This is a genomic window from Bacillus mycoides (assembly GCF_018742245.1).
Lineage (GTDB): Bacteria > Bacillota > Bacilli > Bacillales > Bacillaceae_G > Bacillus_A > Bacillus_A cereus_U.
This window is the reverse complement of record NZ_CP036132.1, coordinates 3,795,232-3,819,390: the sequence shown is the minus strand read 5'-3', so window position 1 is coordinate 3,819,390 and position 24,159 is coordinate 3,795,232. Positions and strand designations below refer to the sequence as shown.

The following is a 24,159-nucleotide window of genomic DNA, read 5'->3' as shown; positions in this document are numbered from 1 at the left end:
GGTTAGTCATGAAGCGAGTTTTTGGAATACTTGTTTGTTTCATGTTATTGCTTTCTGGTACTTCAGTTAGTTTTGCGCAATCTGAGAAAACGAAGCAGGAGAAAACAGAAGAGACCGCGCCGAAGTTAGCGGAACAAGCGTCGTCAGCGATCGTAATTGAGCAAGATACAGGTAAAGTTTTGTTTGATAAAAATCCGAATGAAAAGTTACCACCTGCTAGTATGACAAAGATTATGACAATGCTTTTAATTATGGAACAAGTTGAAAAAGGAAAATTAAAACTGACAGATAAAGTGAGAGCGAGTGAACACGCAGCTTCAATGGGTGGATCACAAATCTTTCTAGAGCCTGGGGAAGAGATGACTGTAAATGAAATGTTAAAGGGTATTGCAATTGCATCTGGAAATGATGCATCTGTTGCAGTGGCCGAGCATATCGCTGGTTCAGAAGAAGGATTCGTAAATATGATGAACAAAAAAGCGAAAGATTTAGGACTGAAAAATACACATTTTCAAAATCCGACAGGTCTCCCGGCGAAAGATCATTATTCCACAGCGAATGATATGGCTATTATGGCGAAAGAATTGATGAAGTATCCACTTATTCGAAAATATACAGGTAAATATGAAGACTATTTACGTGAAAATACGGATAAGAAATTTTGGCTCGTTAATACGAATAAGCTAGTACGTTTTTATCCTGGAGTAGATGGAGTGAAAACGGGATTTACGACGGAAGCGAAATATTGTTTAACAGCATCAGCTGAAAAAAATGGAATGCGTGTCATTTCAGTTGTTATGGGAGCACCTACTTCAAAAGAACGGAACAATCAAGTAACGAAGCTGCTTGATTATGCATTTGGTCAATATATGACAAAGAAATTGTATACACGTGGCGAAAAAATTAAGACTGTACAAGTAGGAAAAGGTAAGGAAGAAAAAGTAGATTTAGTTGCGTCAGACAATGTGTCTCTTCTTATGAAGAAGGGCGAAAATATGGACAAAGTTAAACAAGAAGTGATTGCTGAAAAGAAAGTGAAGGCACCGATTAAAAAAGGTGATGCACTTGGCACACTTGTTATTAAAAGAGATAAAGATGTTTTATTAAAACAAACAATTGTAGCGAAAGAAGATGTTGAGGCAGCGAGCTGGTGGGAGTTATTTAAACGAAGCTTTGGGATGTTTTCAACATCAAAATAGCGGTGAAAATTTTGCCGCTTTTCTGTTCGTATTTACGGGGATAATTGCTGAAAGGTTTCACTTTATGACGAAATAGTTCTTCTTTTGTCAGTAGGAAGGATTCTTGTTTTATATCACGAAAATCTTATGTTAAAGAGTAAAGTTTGAGCATAAGGAGGAAATCGTGTGAGTCTTTCCATGCATTTAGAAGTAAAACGTGACGTCTTATGTGTGAGGCTAGAGGGTGAATTAGATCATCATACTGCTGAAGAGTTGCGAACGAAAGTAACAGATATGATTGAGACACATGGTGTTCATCATATTGTTTTGAGCCTAGAGAACTTAACATTTATGGATAGTTCAGGTTTAGGCGTTATATTAGGCCGATATAAACATGTAAAGGGATTAGGTGGAGAGATGGTTGTCTGTGCAATTTCACCGCCTGTTAAACGTTTATTTGAAATGTCAGGTCTATTCAAAATTGTTCGTTTAGAAGAAAGTGAAGCGCATGCGCTCGCGACGTTGGGGGTGGCATAGATGAGAAATGAAATGAACCTTCAATTTTCAGCGTTAAGTCAGAATGAATCATTTGCTCGTGTTACGGTAGCTGCTTTTATTGCGCAATTAGACCCGACGATGGAAGAACTAACAGAGATTAAAACAGTTGTATCAGAAGCAGTTACAAATGCAATTATTCATGGGTATGAAGGAAATGCAGAAGGTGTTGTTTATATTTCAGTGATTTTGGAAGAAGCGATGGTGAAACTCACGATTCGAGATGAAGGGATTGGTATCTTTAACTTAGATGAAGCAAGACAACCCCTTTTTACAACTAAACCTGAATTAGAGCGTTCCGGAATGGGATTTACTATCATGGAAAATTTTATGGATGAAGTAGAAGTTATTTCAAACGAATCTTTCGGGACAACAATCCATTTGACAAAATACTTATCAAATAGTAACGCTCTATGCAATTAAGGAGAATAGCCAATGGACATAGAGGTCAGAAATGAGAAGAAGAAACCTCAGTTAAAGGACCACGAGCTAAAAGCGTTAATTCAAAAGAGTCAAGATGGAGATCAACAAGCGAGAGATACAATCGTTCAAAGTAATATGCGTCTCGTATGGTCGGTTGTGCAGCGATTTCTTAATCGAGGATACGAACCAGACGATTTATTTCAAATTGGATGTATTGGACTCTTAAAATCGGTAGATAAATTTGATTTATCTTTCGACGTGAAATTTTCAACATATGCAGTTCCAATGATTATCGGTGAAATACAACGATTTTTACGTGACGATGGATCAGTGAAAGTAAGTAGATCTTTAAAAGAAACAGGAAACAAAGTTCGAAAGATGAGAGACGAGCTTTCGAAAGAATTTGGAAGGGCTCCAACGATTAATGAGGTAGCAGAGGCTCTTGAACTAACGCCGGAAGAAGTTGTTCTGGCGCAAGAAGCGAGTCGTGCTCCTTCGTCGATACATGAAACTGTGTATGAAAACGATGGAGACCCAATTACTATTTTAGATCAAATTGCAGATCAATCGGAAACGAAATGGTTTGATAAAATTGCTTTAAAAGAAGCAATTAGAGAACTTGATGAACGAGAAAGGCTAATTGTGTATTTGCGCTATTATAAAGACCAAACTCAATCAGAAGTAGCGGAGCGCATAGGCATTTCGCAAGTACAAGTTTCAAGACTTGAAAAGAAAATATTAAAACAGATGAAAGATCGAATAGATGAATAGCTATCTATTCGATTTTTTTATTTTAGCGTACGGTTGGTCGATAGCGGCAGCGTTTCTTATAGTTGCACTAGTCATTAGCTTGAAAAAATGGAATGCATAAATACATTCAGACTCTGCCCAGCTTGAAAAAGAATGGAAGGACCGAGGTGTTTCATGATGAGCGGATCAGCGATTATGATGATGGTTATAGGTATGGTAGTCATTTGGGGAGGACTTGCATTAAGTATTGCAAATTTATTTAAGAAAAAGGCGTAGCTGAAAAACATCTGTACCGAAACGGTACAGATGTTTTTTTTATGAAAAAATTGTATTAGAAAAAATTCCAATAACCATACTACAACTACGAGGAAGAGTGAAGGGGTGAATGAAAATTGGAACAAACGATTTATATTAAAATGCGCAATCGCTTAAAAGTGTCTCCTACGTATGAAGTAAAGCTGAGCGATGTTGCTCAACTTGCCGGAGATTCTTTTGTAGTTGAGTCGTTACAGAATGAGATAGTCTACAAAATAACAGCGCATGATAAAACACATGTTGTAATTGATGTTATGAAAGTGATTGAAATTATTCAACAAAAGATAGCACATATACAAATTAATTTACTTGGATCTGGACAAACTCTTGTTGAAATTATATACGAAAAAAAGAAAGTGCATCCGGTTTTCTTCGGACTTGTATGGTTGTTACTTTTCATTGGAGCGGCCCTTGCGATCATTTATTTCCATGAAGATGTAAGTATGCAACAAGTACACCAACGGTTATATTACATGATTACTGGAGAATTTAAGGAGCAACCGCTTTTATTTCAAATTCCATATTCACTAGGTCTTGGGTTAGGCATGATTTTATTTTTTAATCATGTATTTCAAAAGCGCATTAATGAAGAGCCAAGCCCATTAGAAGTTGAGATGTTTCAATATCAGCAGTCACTCGATCAATACGTAATCGTTCATGAAAATAGGGATAATACGAAACAGATTGCTGATGATTGAGTGTGCATTTGTTGTATTAATTGGTTTAGCTGGAGGGATTGCTGTAGGGAGTGGATATGTTGCATTTTTAGCTGTTCTCGGTATTATCCCGCGCTTAGCTCAATTAACGAGAAGTGGAAAGCATATTCAATATTTTGAGTGGGCGGTCATTGCAGGTACTTTAACAGGGGCTTGGTGTAGTTTGAAAAATATTACATTTCAAACGTCGCAATATTGGCTCGTAATAATAGGATTATTTTGTGGCACATTCATTGGGATGCTAGCTGCGGCGTTAACGGAAGTGTTAAACGTTTTACCTATTTTAGCGAAACGGGTAGGGGTAGAGGGGAAAATTGTTATTTTGCTCGTTGCTCTTGTACTTGGAAAAGTAATAGGCTCATTGTTTCACTGGATTTATTTCGTAAAGTAGGAGGCAATATATATGGCAGGGCGAAAATTGAAGGACGATTACATAAATAAAGTGAAGGAGTACCATCCAAAACCGAACTATTTCATAAATTGTGTGAAGGCATTTCTTGTAGGTGGGCTCATTTGTACAGTCGGAGAAATATTGATGAAATTTTATATACATTATTTTCACTTTAGTGAACAAGAGGCAGGAAATCCGACAGTTGCAACGCTTGTTTTATTGTCGGCGATTTTAACAGGGTGTGGTGTATATGATAAAATCGGGCAGTTTTCTGGAGCGGGATCAGCAGTACCAGTTACTGGATTTGCGAATTCTATGGCGAGTGCCGCACTAGAACATAGGAGTGAAGGGATTGTTCTAGGAATCGCTACTAACATGTTTAAGCTTGCAGGAAGTGTCATTGTATTTGGAGTCGTCGGTGCATACATTATCGGGTTAATAAGATATACATTTCAAATTTTAATGTCTTAAAGGAGGGACAGATATGAGATTGACAGGAAAACAAACGTGGGTATTTCAAAATGATATCTTCGTGAATGCAACTGGTACTGCTGTCGGTCCGAAAGAAGCGGAAGGCCCTCTTGGAAAGGATTTTGATATTTCATATTCTGACTTACATTGCGGAGAGGAAAACTGGGAACTTGCTGAACGAAGGTTAATGTCAGACTCAATTCAACAAGCGATGCAAAAAGGGAATATAAAAAAATCACAAATTGATTTCTTTTTAGCGGGAGATTTATTAAACCAAACAGTGACAGCAAATTACGTTGCTCGTGAGTATGGTATTCCTTTTTTAGGGATGTTCAGCGCTTGTGCGACGTCAATGGAAACTTTGGCTGTTGGATCAGCTTTTATAGATGGTGGATTTGCGAATCGTATTTTAGCTACAGTAAGTAGTCATAATGCGACGGCTGAAAGACAATTTCGTTACCCAACAGAATACGGAGGACAAAAGCCAGGGACAGCAAACTCAACTGTTACCGGAGCAGGGTCAATATTAATTAGCAATGAGGAGAGTGCAATTAAAATAACAGCAGCAACAATCGGCAAAGTACAGGATTTAGGAATTGCTAATCCTTTAGATATGGGATCAGCGATGGCACCAGCTGCTGCTCATACAATTCAACAGCATTTTGAAGATTTGAGAAGAAGTGCAGCTGATTATGATCTTATTGTTACTGGTGATTTATCAGCTGTTGGGACACCAATTGCGAAACAACTTTTACTTGAGGAAGGGTATGATTTGGGGAATGTATACAATGATTGTGGATTAATGATTTACAATTCAAATCAAGAAGAAGTGTTTGCAGGGGGCAGTGGTTGTGCTTGTTCAGCTGTTGTAACATACGGCCATTTATTGCGTGAAATGCAAAAAGGGAATTTACAAAGAATTTTTGTCGTTGCAACTGGAGCTTTATTAAGCCCCATGATGATGCAACAGAAGGAAACGATTCCAACGATTGCGCATGGTGTTGTGTTTGAAAGCGTTAAAGGAGAGTGAATTGTGGATTTTATATACGCATTTCTTGTAGGAGGAGCTATTTGTGTAATTGGACAAGTGTTACTGGATTTCGCAAAGTTAACACCGGCACATTTAATGGCAACTTTTGTAGTCGCCGGAGCTATTTTAGACGGATTCGGATTGTACGATAAGCTTATAAAATTTGCAGGTGCTGGGGCAACGGTCCCTATTACAAGTTTTGGACACTCACTATTGCATGGGGCAATGCATGCGGCAGAAAAACATGGATATTTAGGAATTGGAATCGGTATGTTTAGCTTAACGTCTGCGGGGATTTCAGCAGCGATATTATTTTCATTTTTTGTTGCACTTATATGTAAACCGAAAGGATAAATCAAATGAGACGAAGGGTTGTTTTGGTCACAGATGGAGATGAATATGCAAAGCGGACAATTGAGCTGTTAACAAAGGAATTTGGGGGAAGGTGTATTTCGGCATCGCAAAGTAATCCGACCAAATTGACAGGGAAGAAAGTTGTTGAGCTTATTATGCAAACGCCATATGACCCTGTATTTGTCATGTTTGATGACAGCGGATTTATAGGAGAAGGATCTGGTGAAAAGGCGTTAAAGTATGTCGCAACACATAAACAAGTTGATGTACTGGGTATTTTAGCAGTAGCATCTAATACACATCATTGGGAATGGGCGCGTGTAGATGTAAGTGTAGATCGAAATGGGAATTTGACAGAATATGGCGTTGATAAATTTGGACTCCCAGATGGTGAAGTTGGCAGGATTAGTGGGGATACGATTTATTGTTTAGATGGTCTGAATGTTCCTGTCATAGTGGGGGTCGGTGATATTGGCAAGATGTGCGGAAATGATGAATGGGAGAGAGGATCACCTATTACTAGAAAAGCGATTCAATTAATTTTGGAAAGGAGTGGGTTTTATGACGAAGCCTAAAAAAGTGAATATCCCGATTTCATCTTTTTTAAGTGATAATGAAAATTACTTAAAGCAAACAGTTGGACTGGGTGTTACATACGATGTTGGTATTCGTAAATTTCAAATTTTAAATAAAGAAATTGGTGTGTTATTTGTAAATGGACTTTGTGATACGAATTATATTATCCCTATTTTAGAAGAAGCGGTGGATACAAATGAAATAAGGGATGTAGAAGAAGATACAGTAAAGCTTTTAGAGAATCGTTTAATTCATCAACAAGTAAGTAAAGTAAAAACGATGGATGAGGTAATGCTCCAAGTATTATCGGGACTCATTGTTATATTTGTGGAAGGTGAAACGGAAGCGTTCGCAATAGATGTTCGTAGTTATCCGGGCCGGACACCGACAGAACCAGATACAGAAAAGGTAGTGCGCGGTGCAAGGGATGGCTTTGTTGAAAATATCGTTGTAAATACAGCGTTAATTCGTAGAAGAATACGCGATCCACGTCTTCGAAATGAAATGATTCGAGTCGGAGATAGATCGCAAACGGATATTTGTATTACATACGTTCAAGATGTTGCAAATCCAGATTTAGTAAAGATTATAAAACAAGAATTAAATAACATTGATGTAGACGGGATTACGATGGCGGATAAAACAGTAGAAGAATTTGTAGTTAAACAAGGTTATAATCCATTCCCGCTTATTCGATACACAGAAAGACCAGATGTAGCAGCAAATCATCTATTAGAAGGACATGTGTTAGTACTCGTTGACACATCACCAAGTGTTATGATCACTCCAACAACATATTTCCACCATTTACAGCATGCAGAAGAGTTTAGACAAAATCCAGCTGTAGGTACATTTTTACGTTGGGTACGTTTTTTAGGTGTTATATTTTCGCTGTTCTTACTGCCATTTTGGTTAGTTTTTGTTTTTAATCCAACTCTTTTACCGGAAAGTCTTGCTTTCATTGGACCAAACAAGATGACGCACTTACCAATTTTATTACAAATTTTGATGGCGGAAATCGGGCTCGAGTTTTTAAGGATGGCTGCCATTCATACACCGACATCATTGTCGTCTGCAGCAGGATTAATTTCTGCCATATTAATTGGTCAAATTGCAATTGATGTAGGTTTATTTGTACCAGAAGTTATTTTATACGTAGCAGTTTCTATGATTGGAGCATACGCTACGCCAAGTTATGAACTAGGGCTTGGGAATAAGATAGGGAAATTGTTTGTAATTATTTTAACAGGCATATTTCATGAAATGGGATTTGTCATTGGAATGACGATATTGATTCTATTTTTAACATCTATAAAAAGCTTGCAAACACCGTATTTATGGCCGTTTTTACCGTTTGATTGGGGCGCGTTAACGAAAATTTTACTTCGTCCAACTATGTCTAGTTTAAAGGTTCGTCCAAGTATTGTAAGACCTCAAAATGTGCGAAGACAAAAATAAGCGGGGTTATGCTCCCGCTTATTTTTTATTGAAAATTTATTATTTTTTTAACAAAAATCAAACATTTTTTTTGTACAATTAGAGTAGATATTGTGTATGAAAGGGGAAGAGGACATGATTAAATTATTTGTAAGTGATTTAGATGATACGCTCGTTTACAATGTGAATCATATGCAAAAAGAAGATGAACGAGCGCTTTGTTGGCTAGCTGAAAAAGGGACAAATATTTGTTTTGCCTCTGGCCGTTTTACTCACCGAATTGATGAGGCGGTAAAAAGGTTTTCGTTCCCGTATTACACAACTAGTTTAAATGGAGCGACAATGATACTACCGGATGGAAAAGTATTTCATGAATCGAGTTTTGAAGACGGGGTTGCCCAGGAAATATATCGATATATACATAAAAAGGGACTAGCAGATATTGTTTGTGCAAATGAGCAGCGATATACAAAAAGGAAGAATGAACATCATCATACTTTTGAAGAGTATATGGGAGTGCATATTGCTGAAATCGAAGAACTAGAAGAGGAATTTGGGAAGACTGTACATCCTGCGAAATTATTTGTTTTTGGCGAAGAAGAAAAAATTTTAGCATTAGATCAAGAGTTGCGAGATACATTTCAGAGTGAAGCAGAAGTTTTTATATCGGGTAAGCGCTATGTTGACATTATGCCAAGAGGTGTAAGTAAAGGAAGCGCTCTGAAGCGATTAATGGAGCATTTACAAATTGAAGCAAATGAAGTTGCATGTATTGGAGATTCTTTCAATGATATTTCTATGTTTGAAGTAACCCCGCACTCCTTCACCCTCCATCATGCTCATCCGTATGTGAAGGAGAAAGCAAATCATGTTGTTCGTTCGGTTGAAGAAGCTATTATGAAATTACCGTTACTTGTATAAAAAAGAAGCTCGTCACTGGCGAGCTTCTTTTTTACTTGAATAAAGATTTAACGAAATCAATGATACTAGAGAAGAAATCTTTTACTTTATCTAGGAAACTTTGTCCTTCTTCAGATCCTAAGAAGGCAGACACATGGTCTTTTGCTTTATCTAATTGGCTACCAACTTGGTTCCAATCGATATTAAGATTTTTCATTTTATCAAATAACGATACTAAGTTATCCAACTGTTCATCTGTTAATGTAATGCCAAGTTGATCAGCAATTTTTTTAATTAATGAACGTAAATCTTCAGTTGTTTTTGGCTGTTCTTTTGCAATTTCTTCTTTAATTTTTGCGACAAGTTGAACTGCTTTTTCTTCACCGATTTTATCACCAAGTTTTGCTGTTTGTACCATTTCTTCATTGGCTACTTTTTTAACATCTTCTGGAATTTCTTTGTTCGATGTTGTTTCATAGGCCTTCATTAAACCTGTTAAAGCAGCAGTTCCGGAAACTTTAAATGGTGCAGTAATTTGAATCTCTGCATCTTTCACACCTGCTGTAATAAGTGCATTTGTGTACATTGCATCTGTTATCGAATTAATGTTTTTTGAGCGTACAATGAGACCAGACCCTGGTTTTGTGTATGTAATCATAGAAGAGGAAATTGCTCTTGTACCAATTTGTGCTTTTGGAACAATTCCTTCTAGAAATTTATGTTCTTCCGCATTAGACACAGTGATGATTGTAGCATCTTTTGGTGCTTTCATTTCTTTTAACAGCTCTTGTTTTTGTTGTTCAGATAAGTTTTCTCCTAGTGTAACAATTGATTCTCCCTCAATGATGTCTGCAAATGAAGCTGTTGGCATAATAAATACGGCTACAGCTAATAGCAGAGCTAGTAATTTCGCTTTCACGAAAAATCGCTCCCTTTCTCTTTCTGAAATTTTCGGGCAACACAGTTATTATAGTATATTTTTAAAATTTGTCACCTAGCTTTTTCCACATTTCGAAAAAGAAGTATGCAGATTGTCGGATTCTTTTTGTTTCTCGTCATGAATATGGTAATATAGTGCTGAGATAGTTGAAAGGAGACATATACATATGAAAACTTTAGGATACATATTAATGGAAAATGGCGAAAAAATCGATTTAGAATTTTTCCCAGAAGAGGCACCAAAAACAGTAGAAAACTTTAAAAAATTAGCAGAGCAAGGATTTTATGATGGCGTGACATTCCACCGCGTTATTCCTGGCTTCGTAAGCCAAGGTGGAGACCCAACAGGCACAGGTGCAGGTGGCCCAGGTTACTCTATTCCATGTGAGACTGATGGAAATCCTCATAGACACCTTGTTGGATCACTTTCTATGGCGCATGCTGGCCGTAATACAGGTGGTAGCCAATTTTTTGTTGTTCATGAGCCACAACCGCATTTAGATGGCGTACATACTGTATTCGGTAAAGCAACAAGCGGTATTGAAACAGTATTAAACATGCGTCAAGGTGATGTAATGAAAGAAGTTAAAGTTTGGGAAGAATAAGTTATGAGAAAAAGAGAGCGATTTTGCTCTCTTTTTTTATTTTCTATAAACAGGAATCGGTATATATTTTAAAGTATATGACACAAATAGGACGACTACTAGCGTTAAAATATATTGTTCATCAGAACACACTTTTAACAAAATACATAGAATGGAGTACGAATTATATGCTTCAATAAATGGATTTCTCTTAACATATTGCTTTTGGTAGAACTAATTTGTTCAAAAGTGGTTAATAATTGAAATGTGATGAGAAAGGGATTCTCCTTTTAGTTCCTATACAGTATTGTCTCTTTTTTTGAGCGGTGTAATAGAGAGAAATAGCGTGGAAACATATATTTGACTTTCTTCTTAACGCTTTGTATGATTATCAAGTTGTTTCAGCCTCTTCTCACTCTGGTAAAAATATTGTAGAATGAATGTGATATGAAAAGAGTGATTGATGGGATAAATAGTTTGTAACTTTTGTAAGAAGGGATAAGGGTTATGTTAATTCGTTTTAAAAAAAGTTATGAAAAAATTGCAATGGGGCTTCTTTCATTTATGCCAACTGAAAAAGATGTAAAAACATTACAATTGACAATGAAAGAGTATGAAGCGAAAGAGGATTGGCAATTGTATTTGTGGAAACAAAATGAAGATTTTGTTGGGATAATGGGGATTATAAAAAAAGAAGATCAGGTATTGGAAATTCAGCATTTGAGCGTGAATCCGTCTCACCGTCATATGGGGATTGGGACGAAGATGGTTCAAGAGCTTAAGAGTAAATTTCTTGAGTTTACAATTTGCGGAAATGAGCAAACAGCAAGTTTTTGCAAAAAGTGTAAAGAACTTGAACAAAATATACATTCATGAAAGCAGGGATAAGTAGTTTATTATCTCTGCTTTCTTTTTTGTAGTTGTTCGTGTCGTTCAGAAATGACTTCTGTTCGATCACGCAATGTGTGCTTATTTATGATGTATTCACCAGGAATGAAATTCACATCTTTCCAAGAGAGGTTTTGTTTCTTACATAACTGTATGCATTGTTTTTCTAACGATGCGTCTAATAATGGTAAAAATAACGGCGCGAAAAATTCCTTTTTGTGGATAGATTGTAACCTTTCATTTAATAAGAATATAAGATGTTTATGATCTATTCCTAATTGATGTAACGGCACACTGTTCTTTTCTAAAAGTGCTATTGCGCTTTTTATCATCTTCTCTGCGCCATTCCAGTTGGATCGTCTGTGATGGTATAAGGAAACAGCAATTTGAATGAGACCGACTAAGTAAGTGTCGCGTTCTCCTCTAGGTTTTAATTTCCAATACTCTTCTAATATTTCATGACATTCAAAATAATCACAGTCTCCGTGAAAATGAATTAAAAATTGTATGTACTCGGTAGGATACATTTTTTTTCGCTCCTGTCTAACGGTTATATGTACAGTTTATCATAGAAATATTAACAATAAGCGACTAGGGAAGTATCCCTAGTCGCTTTCTTGCTTCCTATTAGCAGAAGCAAGCTGCTCCTACAATGATTAGTAAAATGAACAGTACAACAAGTAATGCGAACCCACCGCTAAAACCACAATCAACGTGACCCATAGTTTTTTGACCTCCTACATTGTTCTTACTACACTGTTATCATATGAAGCGGTGGGCATTATGACATGGGCATAGGTCTATTTTTAATTAAATTTCTTAAAAAGGTTGGATAGAACATGAGTATGCTCTATACTTATGGTGTTATAGAAAAAATGTGGTGGGATGCTTTGTGCAGTATAATTTTAAAGTAGAGGCTTTTGAAGGGCCTTTAGATCTATTGTTACACTTAATACATCGTTACGAAATCGATATATATAATATTCCTGTAGCGGAAATTACAGAGCAATATCTATCTTATGTCCATACGATGAAAGAATTACAATTAGATGTTGCCAGTGAGTATTTAGTAATGGCTGCAACGTTATTACAAATTAAAAGTAAAATGTTGTTACCGAAACAAGAAGAAGATGTACCTGATAACGGTGAAGACTTTATAGATGACCCTCGTCAAGAATTGATGGAGAGGTTAATTGAATATAAGAAATATAAGCAAGTTGCTACTGAGTTAAAAGAAAGAGAACAAGAAAGAGCACAGCTATATACACGTCCGCCAATTGATTTTACATCATTTCAACAAGAAGAGGAGACAAGCTTACCTCTTGATGTTACGTTATATGATATGTTAGCGGCATTTCAAAAGCTAATGCGTCGTAAAAAAGCAAAGACCCCCGTAACAACGCGAATTACTCGCCAAGAAATACCAATTGCACAGCGAATGACGGATATTCTACAGCAGTTAGAAGTAAGAGGCGGTCGTCAAAGTTTTTATGATTTGTTTGCTGATGAAGAACGTGAAATAATGGTTGTAACATTTTTAGCGGTTCTTGAGCTAATGAAAAATCAACAAATCATAATTGAGCAAGAACATAATTTTGATGAAATTTTCGTATCAAGCTCTAATAAATCCTTATAGAGCCAGCAAGTGAAGATGGGATAGAAATATTTTATCTCATGTTAGGTTTTAATGTATCGTTTGGAACGAGAGAAGAAATATTGAACCGAACGCATTTACTGTGATTCGGTTTTTTTATGTGTATTTTTTATGGGAAATAGGAGGAAGGAGTTCGTAAAATGGATAGAAAAGAACAAAAGGCGATTATTGAAGGGCTTTTATTTGTTGCAGGTGACGAAGGGATTTATCCGGAACAGATAGCTAAAGTTCTGGAAGTTGAAGTGGAAGAAGTAATAAACAGTATAGAGGAAATGCAAAAAGAATGTGAAGGATCGAATCGCGGTCTGCAAATTGTGCAATATGCAAAAGTGTATCGTTTTGCAACAAAGAAAGAACATGCTGCATACTATCAAAAATTAATAGATACCCCAACAACGGCGTCACTGTCTCAAGCAGCTCTTGAAACGTTGGCAATCGTTGCGTACCGTCAACCGATTACAAGGACAGAAATGGAAGAGATTCGAGGCGTGAAAACAGACAAGGCATTACAAACGTTAGTTTCACACTTACTTATAAAAGAAACGGGAAGAGCGGAAGGACCAGGGCGCCCTATTTTATACGGAACGACGAAAGAGTTTTTAGATACGTTTGGATTGAAAACGTTAGATGATTTACCACCTCTTTCGGAAGAAAATGAACAAATGAATGAAGCAGATTTATTCTTTGGCTCTTTACAGGAATTATCAAAATAAAAGCTTAGCATTTTGCTAAGCTTTTTTTGTATATCAATTACAGAGCGTGCCATACTAAATGAAAAAAGGAGACGAGCTATGAAGGGTGTACGGAGTATTCTATTGTTGGTTTCTGTTTTATTATGTTTTTCGTTAAACAGCGCATCGGCTAAAAGATATATGATGTCTATTCATACTACGTCTTCTATACATATGCAGCGGCAACATTTCGGTAAAATGAAAGTGAGTTTTTTAAAAGTTGGACAAGGTGATGCGACACTTATTACATTGCCAAATGGTCAAACGATGTTAATAGATGGGGGCCCTTATGAAGCGGGAGAGGTTATTATTCAAAAACTAATTGAAAAAGGAATTAATCATTTAGATGTGATTGTAAGTACTCATCCTGATATGGACCATATAGGGGGGCTTATTCCAATTGTAGAACAAATGCCAGTTTCACTCGTATTAGATAGTGGGAAAACATATAGTTCATTTACTTATCATACGTATCGGAATAACATTAAAAAAAGAGGCATTCCTTTCATTTCAGTGAAGGAAGGACAATACATACCGCTAGATCCACATGTTTCTATACAAGTATTGAACAATGGTAAATCAAAAGACGAGAATAACGAGTCCTCAATTGTGTTAAAGATTCGATATGGTAAAGCGGACTTTTTATTAATGGGTGATGCTGATATACGGACGGAAAATGAAATATTAAAGCAATTTGATGTACATGCAGATGTATTAAAAGTTGGGCATCATGGCTCGTATACTTCAACGAGTGAAACATTCTTAAAAAAAGTAGATCCACAATTCGCTATTCTTTCGTACGGGAGTAGAAATCCGTATGGGCATCCTCATCAAAGTGTAGTAAGACGATTAAAACAGCGTGGTATAATGATATACGGAACAAACAAGCGAACTGTAGAAATAGAAACAGATGGTGAACATATTACTATGGGGGCAAGCGGTCTTATGCCATTACTTAAGTAACTAATTATATAAGAGGTTATTATCCATTTTGGAAAAAATGGATAATATATATTATAATGAAAAAGAAATCAATTTCCTTTTTTCGCTGAACGAAGAGGAAATTTCATTAGAATGTATAGACAACTACTTGTGTGTATATTAAGATGGGATTAGGCGAATAAGGTAATAATAATAAGTAGGTATTTCATGGGAAAGGATCGATGAAAATGAAAACGCAAGTTGTCATCAATGCCAAAATTTATACAGGTAAAGAAGTAGTGGAAAACGGATTTATTCGTTACGCAGAAACAGTTAAAGAAATTGGTTTGATGGCTCAATATGTATCACAAGAAAATGAAACTGTGTTAGATGCGGCAGGAAAGATTGTGATTCCAGGTATGATTGATGTTCATATTCATGGTGGATACGATATTGATGCGATGGATGCAAATAGCGATGGATTAGTAACTCTTGGTAAAGAAATGTTAAAAGAAGGAGTTACAACTTACTTCCCAACAACAATGACACAAGCTCCAGAAGCGATTGAAGCGGCGCTAAGTGCTGCGAAGGAAGCGAAAGATAAAGGAGCACATTTCGAATATATTCACTTAGAAGGACCATATGTTTCAAAAAAACGTGCGGGTGCACAACCACTTGAACATATTGTTCCTGCGAGTATCGAGCAATTTAAACAATGGCAGGAAGCAAGCGGTAATCTAATTAAATTAGTAACATATGCACCGGAAGAAGAAGGTGCGTTAGAGTTTGAACAGTATCTTGCTGAAACAGGTGTTGTTGGCACAATGGGGCATACAGATGCGATTGATGCACAACTGAAAAATAGAAAAATTACACATGCAACACATTTATACAATCAAATGCGTGGATTACATCATCGTGAACCAGGAGTTGTTGGTCATGTGTTATTAAATCCAGATGTAATGGTTGAAGTAATTACAGATGGTATTCACATTCACCCTGATATGGTGAAATTAGCATATAAATTAAAAGGACCGAAAAAAGTAAGTGTCATTACAGATGCAATGCGTGCAAAAGGTCTTGAAGAAGGATTATATGAGCTTGGCGGACAGCCAGTACATGTAAAAGATGGCAGTGCCCGATTAGAAGATGGAACGTTAGCTGGTAGTATTTTAAAAATGGATCAAGCTTTCCGAAATGTAATTGAATTTACAGGATGTTCAATCGAGGATGCAGTGTTGATGACATCAGTTAACCAAGCAGAAGAGTTTGGATTAAATAATAAAGGCGCGTTAGCGGCAGGTAAAGATGCAGACTTTGTTGTTATGACTGAAGAATTACATGTATATGATACGGTTCGTTTAGGAATTCATATGAAGGAAGGGAAGTAATTAGATGAATATTCTTGTTGTAAAAACTCCAGAAGAATTAGCAGAAGCAGGTTATAAGTTAATTAAAGAGGTTGTAAAATCAAAAGAAAATCCAACTTTAGGAATGGCTACAGGAAGCTCTCCATTAGGTATTTATGCAGAAATGCGAAAAAATAAACTTGATACAAGTCATGCAACCACTGTAAACTTAGATGAGTACGTAAATTTACCACACGAAGATAAAAACAGCTATCACTATTTCATGCAAGAACAGTTGTTTGATCATCTTCGATTTAAACAAACTTATGTACCGAATGGGATGGCAAGTGATTTAGAGGAAGAGTGCAAGCGTTATGAAGGCATTCTAGTAGCTAACCCAGTTGACTTACAGATTCTTGGAATCGGTGAAAACGGTCACATCGGATTTAATGAGCCAGGAACACCATTTAATTCTCCAACTAACATTGTAGAATTAACAGAATCTACGCGCCAAGCAAACCTTCGCTTCTTTGAAAATGAAGAAGATGTGCCGACTCATGCGATTACAATGGGAATTGGAAGTATTATGAAAGCGAAACAAATTCTACTTGTTGCTATGGGATCTAAAAAGGCAGAAGCTATTAAAGAGTTATTGCAAGGTGAATATAGTGAGGCGTGTCCTGCTACAGTTCTACAACGTCATCCGAATGTAACCGTAATCGCAGATCCAGAAGCTCTATCTTTATGCAGTGAGGCGATTGCTGATGAACATCGACAAGTATTCACCATTTCCGATCTATTATCAGATTCAAGAGTGGGTGAAACAGCTAATTGAGGAAGGCGAATGGAAGCCGGGAGATAAAATTCCATCTGAGAACGAACTTTGTGATAAGTTCGAAGTGAGTCGTATGACAATCAGACAGGCGATTAATAACTTAGTGGAACAAGGTTATTTATACCGGAAACGTGGGATTGGAACGTTCGTCCAACTTCCGAAAGTGGAGCAAAAGTTGCAAGGAATGACGGGATTCACAGAAGATATGATTTCTCGTGGTATGAAACCGAGCAGCCAGTTATTAAGTTTCCGCCTAGTTCCAGCTACTGCTAAAATAGCAGACCGGCTGAGAATACAAGAGGGAGAATCGGTTTATGAAGTGAGGCGTACGCGCTTAGCTGATGACGAACCAATTGCATTTGAGACGACATATTTGTCGCCAACTCTTGTGAAAGATATTAACGAAGAAATATTGCAACAATCTTTATATGAACATTTAGAGAAAAAACTGGGCTTTAAGCTTGTTCGCGCTACTCAATCAATTGAAGCTTCAATTGCAACGGATAATGAAGCTGAACATCTGCATATTCCTAAAAAGGCGCCTGTACTTGTAATGCGTCAATGGTCATATTCAGAAGGTGAGTTACCGTTAGAGTATGTGAAATGTATTTATCGTGGGGATCGTTACAAATTTATTACGAACATCGCACGTAACAAGTAATATATTTCAGTTTGTGAAGTACAGTGAACTTTGATGTTTTCAACATGTAAAGAAATAAAAATACGACTCATCCTTATAAGGATCGAGTCGTATTTTTATTTGCTTCTTCATTATAAACAAGCACTTGGTTAACGGCATCTTTGACAGTATCTACTACATAGTGAGCGTGCTCTTTTACCGCGTCATCAGCTTGAGACATAGCAAAACTATGAGGAGTTAAAGAAAACATTGGAATATCATTGTAAGAATCCCCTATGCACGCAACCTCCTCTGGTTGTATTTGAAACTCTTGTAATAAAACGGAAATAGCAGAACCTTTACTAATATTTGGTGGCATTACATCTAAACATTGTTCAGCTGAAATGAAAGTACTAACTTTTCCACAGAATTTTTCATTAATCTTTTTTTGAAGGAGTTGTAAGTTTTCCTTTGTTCCACCGATAGAAATTTTATTTGGAAAAATTGTATCATCGATTTTCTGTAATAAATTTGGTTCTTCAACAGAAGTCATTGTTATTTGTTTTTCGAGTTCATGAATAAAAGGTGTCTTTTCTTCAATATAGTAATTATGCTCATCACTTACATAACGGAAATAAGGGTCTTCATTTGTCATTGCTAACAAATCAGGTAGAATACTGGAATCGAATGTTGCAGATAATAGTTGTTTATTTTCTTGTGTATATACGAAAACACCGTTCACACTAATGCGATGGAAATTTGTATTTACAGCCTTCATTAAGTCTGCGATTTCATTATCAAGTCGCCCGGAAGCGAAACAAAGAATAACATTTTGCTCAGCAAGACTGCGAAGTGCTACAATATCTTGTTCATCAATTAGACCTCCATGTTGCATCATTGTACCGTCGATATCACTTACAAACATTTTAATCATGTTGCTATCTCCTTTCTATGTACAGTTGCTTTTACATTATACGCATCATATACAAACATGTCTAAAAAATGAATTTTTATCAAATGGTAGATGTTTTACATTGACGACAAAGAAGAATATTCTGTAACATAAAAGTAGGCTATTTAAGTACGAGGGTGGTGTTATATGAGTAATTATCTAGAAATTAAAAAAGTTTTAAATAATAATGTCATCATTGCTAGCCATCCTGAACACGAGGAAGTAGTAGTGATCGGTAAAGGAATTGGATTTGGAAAAAAGGCTCAAGATGTGTTGGAGCAAGAACAAATTGAGAAAATGTTTGTTTTAAAAAATGAACGTGATCGAGAACAATACAAACTTTTAGTGCCACATGTGAGTGAAAAGCTAATTGAATTGATGAATGATATTATGTTATACATTCAAGAAAAAGCGGAGTCTCCATTAAATGAACATATTCATATCGCTTTAACAGATCATATTTCTTTTGCAATTAAAAGGCTAAAACAAGGACTTACAATAGATAATCCTTTTTTAGTTGAAACGAAAATGCTATATCCAGAGGAATATGAAATTGCTGAAGGAGTTGTGCAACTTTTAAATTCTCGTTTGCAAATTATATTGCCAGAAGGAGAAGTTGGCTTTATCGCACTCCATATTTACAGCTCGCTTACAAACTCTGATTTATCTTCTGTTAATCAAAATTCCCGTCTTATTGCACAACTTGTGTCTTTAATTGAGATAAACCTACAAATTACATTAGACCAAGAAAGCATTCATTATTTACGCCTTATTCGTCATTTGCAATATGCTATTGAACGGGTGAAAAAAGGAGAAAAAGTAGAAGAAGCACAAAGTTTTGCTGATTTATTAAAATTAGAATATCCAGTTTGTTACAATTTGGCATGGAAGCTAGTCAAAGTAATGCAGAACGAATTACAACTTCCTGTTTATGAAGCGGAGAGTATTTATTTAACGATGCATTTACAACGATTAGTGAAAGCAGAACATGTGTAAAAAGACATATATTTTTGTCTAAAATGAAAACGTTAAAAAAAATGATTGAATCGCTTACAATAGTTATGTATAATAACTATTGCAAAGTTATACAAAATTCGACAAACACATTAAGGTAAATAACGAAAACGTTTGCTTTAATTATAGTGAACTTATACGTAATCCTATTTTTGACACGTGTTACTGATTCGATCAGGCATGAGTGGAGAAAAGTTGGGAATGTAAGCTAAAGAAAGGGACATACTACCCTTTGTATAGCTATCGTTCTATCTTTTTTTTCCTCATGCCTTTTTGGCGTTTGTCGAAAAGTATCAATATAGATAAGAGAGGAAGGGTTTCCATGTTTAAGAAGATCTTTGGTGTTCTTCAAAAAGTCGGAAAAGCGCTTATGCTTCCAGTAGCGATTTTACCGGCAGCAGGTATTTTACTTGGATTTGGTAATGCATTTCAAAATCCACAACTAACAAATGTTATCCCTGCTTTAAAAGCAGATTGGTTCGTAATGGTTGCAAAAATTATGGAACAATCGGGTGATATTATTTTCGCTAACCTTGCGCTATTATTCGCAGTTGGGGTAGCAATCGGTTTAGCTGGTGGAGACGGAGTAGCTGGTTTAGCAGCGTTCGTCGGCTACTTAATTATGAACAAAACGATGAGTGTGTTCTTAGAAGTAGATAAACTAGTGAAAGTAACAAGCACTGGAACAGATCCAGTGAAAATTGGATTTTCAGATCCAGCATATGCAAACGTATTAGGAATTCCAACGCTGCAAACAGGAGTGTTTGGTGGTATTATCGTCGGGATAGTAGCGGCATATTGTTATAATAAATACTTCAATATTGAATTACCATCATACTTAGGTTTCTTTGCAGGTAAGCGTTTCGTACCGATCGCAACTGCAACATTCTCATTAGTAGTAGGTATTATCATGTGTTTCGTTTGGCCATACATTCAAGGTGGCTTAAATACGTTCTCACATCAAATGATTGATGCAAATAGAACGTTAGCAGCATTTATATTTGGTTTAATTGAACGTTCATTAATTCCATTTGGATTACATCATATTTTCTATTCACCGTTCTGGTTCGAATTCGGTCAGTATACAAATGCAGCTGGCGAATTAATCCGTGGTGACCAAAAAATCTTTATGGCACAGTTAAAAGATGGCGTAGAATTAACAGCTGGTACATTTACAACTGGTAAGTATCCGTTCATGATGTTCGGTCTTCCAGCAGCAGCTTTAGCAATGTACCATGAAGCACGTCCAGAAAATAAAAAATTAGCAGCTGGTATTTTAGGATCTGCTGCATTAACATCTTTCTTAACAGGTATTACAGAACCGCTTGAATTTTCATTCTTATTCGTAGCACCAGTATTATTCGGAATTCATGCAGTATTCGCTGGTCTATCATTTATGACAATGCAAATTTTAGGTGTTAAAATTGGTATGACATTCTCTGGTGGTTTAATTGACTTCATATTATTCGGTGTACTACCAGGTCGTACGGCATGGTGGTGGGTAATTATTGTTGGTCTTGTACTAGCAGTTATTTACTACTTCGGATTCCGTTTCGCAATCCGTAAATGGAACTTAAAAACACCTGGTCGTGAAGTAGCGAATGCTAATGAAGGCGCAGGGAAAACAGAAGCAGGAGAACTTCCACGTGAAGTATTAGTAGCACTTGGTGGTAAAGAAAACATTGCTTCGTTAGATGCTTGTATTACTCGTTTACGCGTTCAAGTTAACGAACAAAAAAATGTAAATAAAGACCGCTTAAAAGAGCTTGGAGCAGCCGGTGTACTTGAAGTTGGAAATAACATTCAAGCTATTTTCGGACCGAAATCTGACACATTAAAATCACAAATTCATGATATTATGTCAGGTCGTACACCTCATGTTGAAAAAGAAGCGCCTGTAAAAGCGGAAGAAGCTCCTCAACAGGTTGATGAAAATGAAACAATCGTTTCACCAATTGAAGGAAAAATCTTACCGATTACAGAAGTACCTGACCAAGTATTCTCAGGAAAAATGATGGGAGATGGATTTGCGATTGAGCCAACAGAAGGAACAGTAGTTTCTCCGGTTAATGGTGAGATTGTAAATGTATTCCCTACAAAACATGCGATTGGTATTCAGTCTGAAGGCGGAAAAGAAATTTTAATCCACTTCGGTATTGATACTGTAAAATTAAATGGTGAAGGCTTTGAAGCACTTGTAGCACAAGGTGATAAAGTGAAGCAAGGACAACCATTATTAAAAGTAGATCTTGCATTTGTAAAAGAAAATGCACCATCTATTATTACACCAATCGTCTTTACGAATTTACAACAAGGGCAACAAGTCGAATTGAAAAAAGATGGAAATGTTAAGAAGGGCGAAAACGCTATTATTGACATTCAGTAGGAATTTGAAGCAAAATGTTTATAATTATAATAGGCGATGTGGTTGACCGAACATCGCCTATTATATACAATAGATGATGTAGTACTCACGTCTATACAACTAAAAAAATACTGTATTTAAAGGAGATAAATTATCATGGAAAAAATCTTTAAAGTAACTAGCGACTCAGGAATTCATGCTCGTCCAGCAACTCTACTTGTAAACACTGCAAGCAAATTCGGTTCTGACATTAACTTAGAGTATAACGGAAAAAACGTTAACTTAAAATCAATCATGGGTGTTATGTCTTTAGGAATTCAACAAGGCGCGGAAATTAAGGTCACTGCAAATGGTGATGATGCAGCTCAAGCACTAGCAGCTATCGAAGAAACTATGAAAAACGAAGGATTAGGAGAATAATGACTCTTAATATCCAAGGGATCGCTGCATCAAGTGGGATTGCTATTGCAAAGGCTTTCAGACTTGAGAATCCTGAATTTAACATTGAAAAGAAATCAATTACAAACGAAGCTGCTGAAATTGCACGCTTAGACGCTGCGCTTGAGAAAGCAAAATCTGAACTAGAAGCTATTAAGGACCACGCTTTTGCTGAGCTAGGTGCTGATAAAGCTGCTATCTTTGAAGCACATTTATTAGTATTAAATGATCCGGAATTAGTAAATCCAGTAAAAGATAAAGTAAATAGCGAAAAAGTAAATGCTGAATTTGCAATGGATGAAGTTGCATCAATGTTTATTTCTATGTTTGAAAACATGGATAACGAATACATGAAAGAACGTGCTGCGGATATTCGCGACGTAACAAAACGTGTTCTTGCACATTTACTAGGAATTAACTTCTCAAACCCTGGTACAATTTCTGAAGAAGTAATCATCATTGCTGAAGATTTAACACCATCTGATACAGCTCAGTTAAACCGTAAGTATGCAAAAGGTTTCACAACTGATATCGGTGGACGTACATCTCACTCTGCAATTATGGCTCGTTCTATGGAAATTCCAGCTGTTGTTGGTACGAAGGTTGTTATGGAGAAAATCCAAAACGGCGATATCGTAATCATTGACGGTTTAGATGGAGAAGTAATTGTAAACCCATGTGAAGAAACTCTTCGTGCTTTTGAGGAAAAGAAAGCGAAATTTGAAGAGCAAAAAGCTGTATGGGCAAAATTAAAAGATCAGGCTACTGTAACAAGTGATGGACATCATGTTGAGCTTGTTGCTAATATCGGAACACCAAATGATGTACAAGGTATTATCGATAATGGTGGAGAAGGCGTTGGTTTATACCGTACAGAATTCTTATACATGGGCCGTGACAATCTTCCAACAGAAGAAGAGCAGTTCGGAGCGTATAAAGCAGTTCTTGAAGGTGTAAAAGAAGGTCAACCTGTCGTTGTTCGTACACTTGACATCGGTGGAGATAAAGAGCTTCCATACTTACATTTACCAAAAGAAATGAACCCATTCTTAGGATACCGTGCAATTCGCTTATGTCTTGATGAGCAAGATGTGTTCCGTACACAACTTCGTGCATTACTTCGTGCTAGCGTATACGGTAACTTAAAAATTATGTTCCCAATGATTGCAACTCTTGATGAGTTCCGTCAAGCGAAAGCAATCTTATTAGAAGAGAAAGAAAGACTTGTTCAAGCGGGTACAACTATTTCTGATTCTATTGAAGTTGGTATGATGGTTGAAATTCCAGCTTCAGCAGTATTAGCAGATCAATTCGCAAAAGAAGTTGATTTCTTCTCTATCGGAACAAATGACTTAATCCAATACACAATGGCTGCAGACCGTATGAACGAACAAGTAGCTTACTTATACCAACCGTATAACCCATCTATTTTACGTCTTGTAAAAATGGTTATCGATGCTGCTCATAAAGAAGGCAAATGGGCTGGTATGTGTGGTGAGATGGCAGGAGATTCACTTGCTATCCCATTATTATTAGGCTTAGGTTTAGATGAGTTCAGTATGAGTGCAACATCTATTCTTCCTGCAAGAACACAACTAAGCAAGTTGTCAAAAGCAGAAATGGAAACATTAGCAGAAAAAGCATTAACAATGTCAACTGCTGAAGAAGTTGTTGAATTAGTTAAAAGCATATAATAGTAAAAAAACCTGAGACGATTCGAAATCGATCTCAGGTTTTTTCTATGAGAAAAGTAAATCTTATTTTGCGACTATTG

The 24,159-nt window shown here is 36.5% G+C and carries 29 protein-coding genes; 25 read left to right on the top strand and 4 right to left on the bottom strand.

The window, feature by feature from the left end; translation table 11 throughout:
* Positions 1-8 precede the first annotated feature (8 nt).
* From dacF to EXW56_RS19390, 13 genes are all read left to right on the top strand, one after another.
* Positions 9-1,199, top strand: coding sequence for a serine-type D-Ala-D-Ala carboxypeptidase DacF (gene dacF / locus EXW56_RS19450; RefSeq protein ID WP_002111620.1), 1,191 nt, complete (start codon positions 9-11; stop codon positions 1,197-1,199).
* A 165-nt stretch (positions 1,200-1,364) separates the two neighbouring features.
* On the top strand, positions 1,365-1,715 hold the full coding sequence (spoIIAA, locus tag EXW56_RS19445; RefSeq protein WP_002088460.1) for an anti-sigma F factor antagonist: 351 nt from the start codon (positions 1,365-1,367) through the stop codon (positions 1,713-1,715).
* Entirely contained in the window at positions 1,716-2,156 is a 441-nt protein-coding gene (gene spoIIAB, locus EXW56_RS19440) for an anti-sigma F factor (protein ID WP_001243400.1), read from the top strand. It begins immediately after the preceding gene.
* 12 nt (positions 2,157-2,168) lie between these two features.
* On the top strand, positions 2,169-2,927 hold the full coding sequence (sigF, locus tag EXW56_RS19435; RefSeq protein ID WP_002111619.1) for an RNA polymerase sporulation sigma factor SigF: 759 nt from the start codon (positions 2,169-2,171) through the stop codon (positions 2,925-2,927).
* A 156-nt stretch (positions 2,928-3,083) separates the two neighbouring features.
* The gene (locus tag EXW56_RS19430; protein WP_000016829.1) at positions 3,084-3,182 is read left to right on the top strand and encodes a methionine/alanine import family NSS transporter small subunit; all 99 of its coding nucleotides are present in this window, start codon (positions 3,084-3,086) and stop codon (positions 3,180-3,182) included.
* Between the two features lie 116 nt (positions 3,183-3,298).
* Positions 3,299-3,919, top strand: a complete 621-nt coding sequence (locus EXW56_RS19425; protein WP_002199440.1) for a stage V sporulation protein AA — start codon at positions 3,299-3,301, stop codon at positions 3,917-3,919.
* Positions 3,912-4,328, top strand: coding sequence for a stage V sporulation protein SpoVAB (spoVAB, locus tag EXW56_RS19420; protein ID WP_002199441.1), 417 nt, complete (start codon positions 3,912-3,914; stop codon positions 4,326-4,328). The genes EXW56_RS19425 and spoVAB overlap by 8 nt, the downstream gene beginning before the upstream one ends.
* A gap of 12 nt (positions 4,329-4,340) precedes the next feature.
* Positions 4,341-4,799, top strand: coding sequence for a stage V sporulation protein AC (gene spoVAC / locus EXW56_RS19415; RefSeq protein ID WP_002088449.1), 459 nt, complete (start codon positions 4,341-4,343; stop codon positions 4,797-4,799).
* A 13-nt stretch (positions 4,800-4,812) separates the two neighbouring features.
* Positions 4,813-5,829, top strand: coding sequence for a stage V sporulation protein AD (gene spoVAD, locus EXW56_RS19410; protein ID WP_002111613.1), 1,017 nt, complete (start codon positions 4,813-4,815; stop codon positions 5,827-5,829).
* A 3-nt stretch (positions 5,830-5,832) separates the two neighbouring features.
* The gene (spoVAE, locus tag EXW56_RS19405) at positions 5,833-6,183 is read left to right on the top strand and encodes a stage V sporulation protein AE (RefSeq protein WP_002014916.1); all 351 of its coding nucleotides are present in this window, start codon (positions 5,833-5,835) and stop codon (positions 6,181-6,183) included.
* Between the two features lie 5 nt (positions 6,184-6,188).
* A complete protein-coding gene (locus tag EXW56_RS19400) occupies positions 6,189-6,758 on the top strand; it encodes a stage V sporulation protein SpoVABEA (RefSeq protein ID WP_002111611.1) in 570 nt (189 codons plus the stop codon).
* On the top strand, positions 6,745-8,217 hold the full coding sequence (spoVAF, locus tag EXW56_RS19395) for a spore germination protein SpoVAF (protein ID WP_016106085.1): 1,473 nt from the start codon (positions 6,745-6,747) through the stop codon (positions 8,215-8,217). Before EXW56_RS19400 ends, spoVAF begins: the two co-directional genes overlap by 14 nt.
* 96 nt (positions 8,218-8,313) lie before the next feature.
* A complete protein-coding gene (locus EXW56_RS19390; protein ID WP_215596862.1) occupies positions 8,314-9,117 on the top strand; it encodes a Cof-type HAD-IIB family hydrolase in 804 nt (267 codons plus the stop codon).
* Between the two features lie 31 nt (positions 9,118-9,148).
* Here the strand turns inward: EXW56_RS19390 and EXW56_RS19385 are convergent, their stop codons facing one another.
* A complete protein-coding gene (locus tag EXW56_RS19385) occupies positions 9,149-10,015 on the bottom strand; it encodes a DUF1002 domain-containing protein (RefSeq protein ID WP_002111608.1) in 867 nt (288 codons plus the stop codon).
* A 187-nt stretch (positions 10,016-10,202) separates the two neighbouring features.
* Between EXW56_RS19385 and EXW56_RS19380 the strand changes: the two genes are divergently transcribed.
* Both EXW56_RS19380 and ribT read left to right on the top strand, forming a co-directional pair.
* A complete protein-coding gene (locus EXW56_RS19380) occupies positions 10,203-10,640 on the top strand; it encodes a peptidylprolyl isomerase (protein WP_000853785.1) in 438 nt (145 codons plus the stop codon).
* A gap of 486 nt (positions 10,641-11,126) precedes the next feature.
* Positions 11,127-11,495, top strand: coding sequence for a GNAT family N-acetyltransferase RibT (ribT, locus tag EXW56_RS19375; RefSeq protein ID WP_000908403.1), 369 nt, complete (start codon positions 11,127-11,129; stop codon positions 11,493-11,495).
* 20 nt (positions 11,496-11,515) lie between these two features.
* Here the strand turns inward: ribT and EXW56_RS19370 are convergent, their stop codons facing one another.
* A complete protein-coding gene (locus tag EXW56_RS19370) occupies positions 11,516-12,034 on the bottom strand; it encodes a DUF309 domain-containing protein (RefSeq protein ID WP_002199444.1) in 519 nt (172 codons plus the stop codon).
* Positions 12,035-12,134: 100 nt separating this feature from the next.
* A complete protein-coding gene (locus EXW56_RS19365) occupies positions 12,135-12,230 on the bottom strand; it encodes a YjcZ family sporulation protein (RefSeq protein ID WP_000510194.1) in 96 nt (31 codons plus the stop codon).
* Positions 12,231-12,399: 169 nt separating this feature from the next.
* Here EXW56_RS19365 and EXW56_RS19360 point away from each other — a divergent pair, with 169 nt between their 5' ends.
* From EXW56_RS19360 to phnF, 6 genes are all read left to right on the top strand, one after another.
* A complete protein-coding gene (locus tag EXW56_RS19360; RefSeq protein ID WP_002111606.1) occupies positions 12,400-13,143 on the top strand; it encodes a segregation/condensation protein A in 744 nt (247 codons plus the stop codon).
* Between the two features lie 158 nt (positions 13,144-13,301).
* Positions 13,302-13,874, top strand: coding sequence for an SMC-Scp complex subunit ScpB (scpB, locus tag EXW56_RS19355; protein WP_002111604.1), 573 nt, complete (start codon positions 13,302-13,304; stop codon positions 13,872-13,874).
* A gap of 78 nt (positions 13,875-13,952) precedes the next feature.
* The gene (locus EXW56_RS19350) at positions 13,953-14,855 is read left to right on the top strand and encodes a ComEC/Rec2 family competence protein (RefSeq protein ID WP_002145925.1); all 903 of its coding nucleotides are present in this window, start codon (positions 13,953-13,955) and stop codon (positions 14,853-14,855) included.
* A gap of 206 nt (positions 14,856-15,061) precedes the next feature.
* Positions 15,062-16,204, top strand: a complete 1,143-nt coding sequence (gene nagA / locus EXW56_RS19345) for an N-acetylglucosamine-6-phosphate deacetylase (RefSeq protein ID WP_002111602.1) — start codon at positions 15,062-15,064, stop codon at positions 16,202-16,204.
* 4 nt (positions 16,205-16,208) lie between these two features.
* Positions 16,209-16,997, top strand: a complete 789-nt coding sequence (gene nagB / locus EXW56_RS19340) for a glucosamine-6-phosphate deaminase (protein ID WP_002199445.1) — start codon at positions 16,209-16,211, stop codon at positions 16,995-16,997.
* On the top strand, positions 16,927-17,658 hold the full coding sequence (gene phnF, locus EXW56_RS19335) for a phosphonate metabolism transcriptional regulator PhnF (RefSeq protein ID WP_078172874.1): 732 nt from the start codon (positions 16,927-16,929) through the stop codon (positions 17,656-17,658). Before nagB ends, phnF begins: the two co-directional genes overlap by 71 nt.
* A gap of 73 nt (positions 17,659-17,731) precedes the next feature.
* On the opposite strand, the gene EXW56_RS19330 is transcribed toward phnF, so the two are convergent.
* A complete protein-coding gene (locus EXW56_RS19330) occupies positions 17,732-18,550 on the bottom strand; it encodes an HAD family hydrolase (RefSeq protein WP_215596861.1) in 819 nt (272 codons plus the stop codon).
* 165 nt (positions 18,551-18,715) lie between these two features.
* Here EXW56_RS19330 and glcT point away from each other — a divergent pair, with 165 nt between their 5' ends.
* The 4 genes from glcT to ptsP all read left to right on the top strand — a co-directional run bounded on the left by glcT (position 18,716) and on the right by ptsP (position 24,079).
* Positions 18,716-19,564, top strand: a complete 849-nt coding sequence (gene glcT, locus EXW56_RS19325) for a glucose PTS transporter transcription antiterminator GlcT (RefSeq protein ID WP_215596860.1) — start codon at positions 18,716-18,718, stop codon at positions 19,562-19,564.
* Between the two features lie 340 nt (positions 19,565-19,904).
* Positions 19,905-21,968, top strand: coding sequence for a PTS glucose transporter subunit IIABC (gene ptsG / locus EXW56_RS19320; protein ID WP_002199448.1), 2,064 nt, complete (start codon positions 19,905-19,907; stop codon positions 21,966-21,968).
* Positions 21,969-22,103: 135 nt separating this feature from the next.
* Positions 22,104-22,367 carry a phosphocarrier protein HPr gene (gene ptsH / locus EXW56_RS19315; RefSeq protein ID WP_002033915.1) on the top strand — a complete coding sequence of 88 codons (264 nt, stop codon included), beginning with the start codon at positions 22,104-22,106 and terminating at the stop codon, positions 22,365-22,367.
* Complete coding sequence (gene ptsP, locus EXW56_RS19310; RefSeq protein WP_002199449.1) at positions 22,367-24,079, top strand: phosphoenolpyruvate--protein phosphotransferase; 1,713 nt, start codon at positions 22,367-22,369, stop codon at positions 24,077-24,079. The genes ptsH and ptsP overlap by 1 nt, the downstream gene beginning before the upstream one ends.
* Positions 24,080-24,159: the final 80 nt, after the last annotated feature.

What these genes read in the sequence shown, in the direction of transcription:
- EXW56_RS19350 (WP_002145925.1), top strand. Translation starts at nt 13,953, where the DNA reads ATGAAGGGTGTACGGAGTATTCTATTGTTGGTTTCTGTTTTATTATGT.
- nagA (WP_002111602.1), top strand. Translation starts at nt 15,062, where the DNA reads ATGAAAACGCAAGTTGTCATCAATGCCAAAATTTATACAGGTAAAGAA.
- phnF (WP_078172874.1), top strand. Translation starts at nt 16,927, where the DNA reads ATGAACATCGACAAGTATTCACCATTTCCGATCTATTATCAGATTCAA.
- EXW56_RS19365 (WP_000510194.1), bottom strand. Translation starts at nt 12,230, where the DNA reads ATGGGTCACGTTGATTGTGGTTTTAGCGGTGGGTTCGCATTACTTGTT.
- scpB (WP_002111604.1), top strand. Translation starts at nt 13,302, where the DNA reads ATGGATAGAAAAGAACAAAAGGCGATTATTGAAGGGCTTTTATTTGTT.
- ribT (WP_000908403.1), top strand. Translation starts at nt 11,127, where the DNA reads ATGTTAATTCGTTTTAAAAAAAGTTATGAAAAAATTGCAATGGGGCTT.
- EXW56_RS19430 (WP_000016829.1), top strand. Translation starts at nt 3,084, where the DNA reads ATGAGCGGATCAGCGATTATGATGATGGTTATAGGTATGGTAGTCATT.
- ptsP (WP_002199449.1), top strand. Translation starts at nt 22,367, where the DNA reads ATGACTCTTAATATCCAAGGGATCGCTGCATCAAGTGGGATTGCTATT.
- glcT (WP_215596860.1), top strand. Translation starts at nt 18,716, where the DNA reads ATGAGTAATTATCTAGAAATTAAAAAAGTTTTAAATAATAATGTCATC.
- ptsG (WP_002199448.1), top strand. Translation starts at nt 19,905, where the DNA reads ATGTTTAAGAAGATCTTTGGTGTTCTTCAAAAAGTCGGAAAAGCGCTT.
- dacF (WP_002111620.1), top strand. Translation starts at nt 9, where the DNA reads ATGAAGCGAGTTTTTGGAATACTTGTTTGTTTCATGTTATTGCTTTCT.
- spoIIAB (WP_001243400.1), top strand. Translation starts at nt 1,716, where the DNA reads ATGAGAAATGAAATGAACCTTCAATTTTCAGCGTTAAGTCAGAATGAA.
- spoVAC (WP_002088449.1), top strand. Translation starts at nt 4,341, where the DNA reads ATGGCAGGGCGAAAATTGAAGGACGATTACATAAATAAAGTGAAGGAG.
- spoVAF (WP_016106085.1), top strand. Translation starts at nt 6,745, where the DNA reads ATGACGAAGCCTAAAAAAGTGAATATCCCGATTTCATCTTTTTTAAGT.
- sigF (WP_002111619.1), top strand. Translation starts at nt 2,169, where the DNA reads ATGGACATAGAGGTCAGAAATGAGAAGAAGAAACCTCAGTTAAAGGAC.
- EXW56_RS19390 (WP_215596862.1), top strand. Translation starts at nt 8,314, where the DNA reads ATGAAAGGGGAAGAGGACATGATTAAATTATTTGTAAGTGATTTAGAT.
- spoVAB (WP_002199441.1), top strand. Translation starts at nt 3,912, where the DNA reads ATGATTGAGTGTGCATTTGTTGTATTAATTGGTTTAGCTGGAGGGATT.
- nagB (WP_002199445.1), top strand. Translation starts at nt 16,209, where the DNA reads ATGAATATTCTTGTTGTAAAAACTCCAGAAGAATTAGCAGAAGCAGGT.
- EXW56_RS19370 (WP_002199444.1), bottom strand. Translation starts at nt 12,034, where the DNA reads ATGTATCCTACCGAGTACATACAATTTTTAATTCATTTTCACGGAGAC.
- EXW56_RS19330 (WP_215596861.1), bottom strand. Translation starts at nt 18,550, where the DNA reads ATGATTAAAATGTTTGTAAGTGATATCGACGGTACAATGATGCAACAT.
- EXW56_RS19380 (WP_000853785.1), top strand. Translation starts at nt 10,203, where the DNA reads ATGAAAACTTTAGGATACATATTAATGGAAAATGGCGAAAAAATCGAT.
- EXW56_RS19400 (WP_002111611.1), top strand. Translation starts at nt 6,189, where the DNA reads ATGAGACGAAGGGTTGTTTTGGTCACAGATGGAGATGAATATGCAAAG.
- ptsH (WP_002033915.1), top strand. Translation starts at nt 22,104, where the DNA reads ATGGAAAAAATCTTTAAAGTAACTAGCGACTCAGGAATTCATGCTCGT.
- spoVAD (WP_002111613.1), top strand. Translation starts at nt 4,813, where the DNA reads ATGAGATTGACAGGAAAACAAACGTGGGTATTTCAAAATGATATCTTC.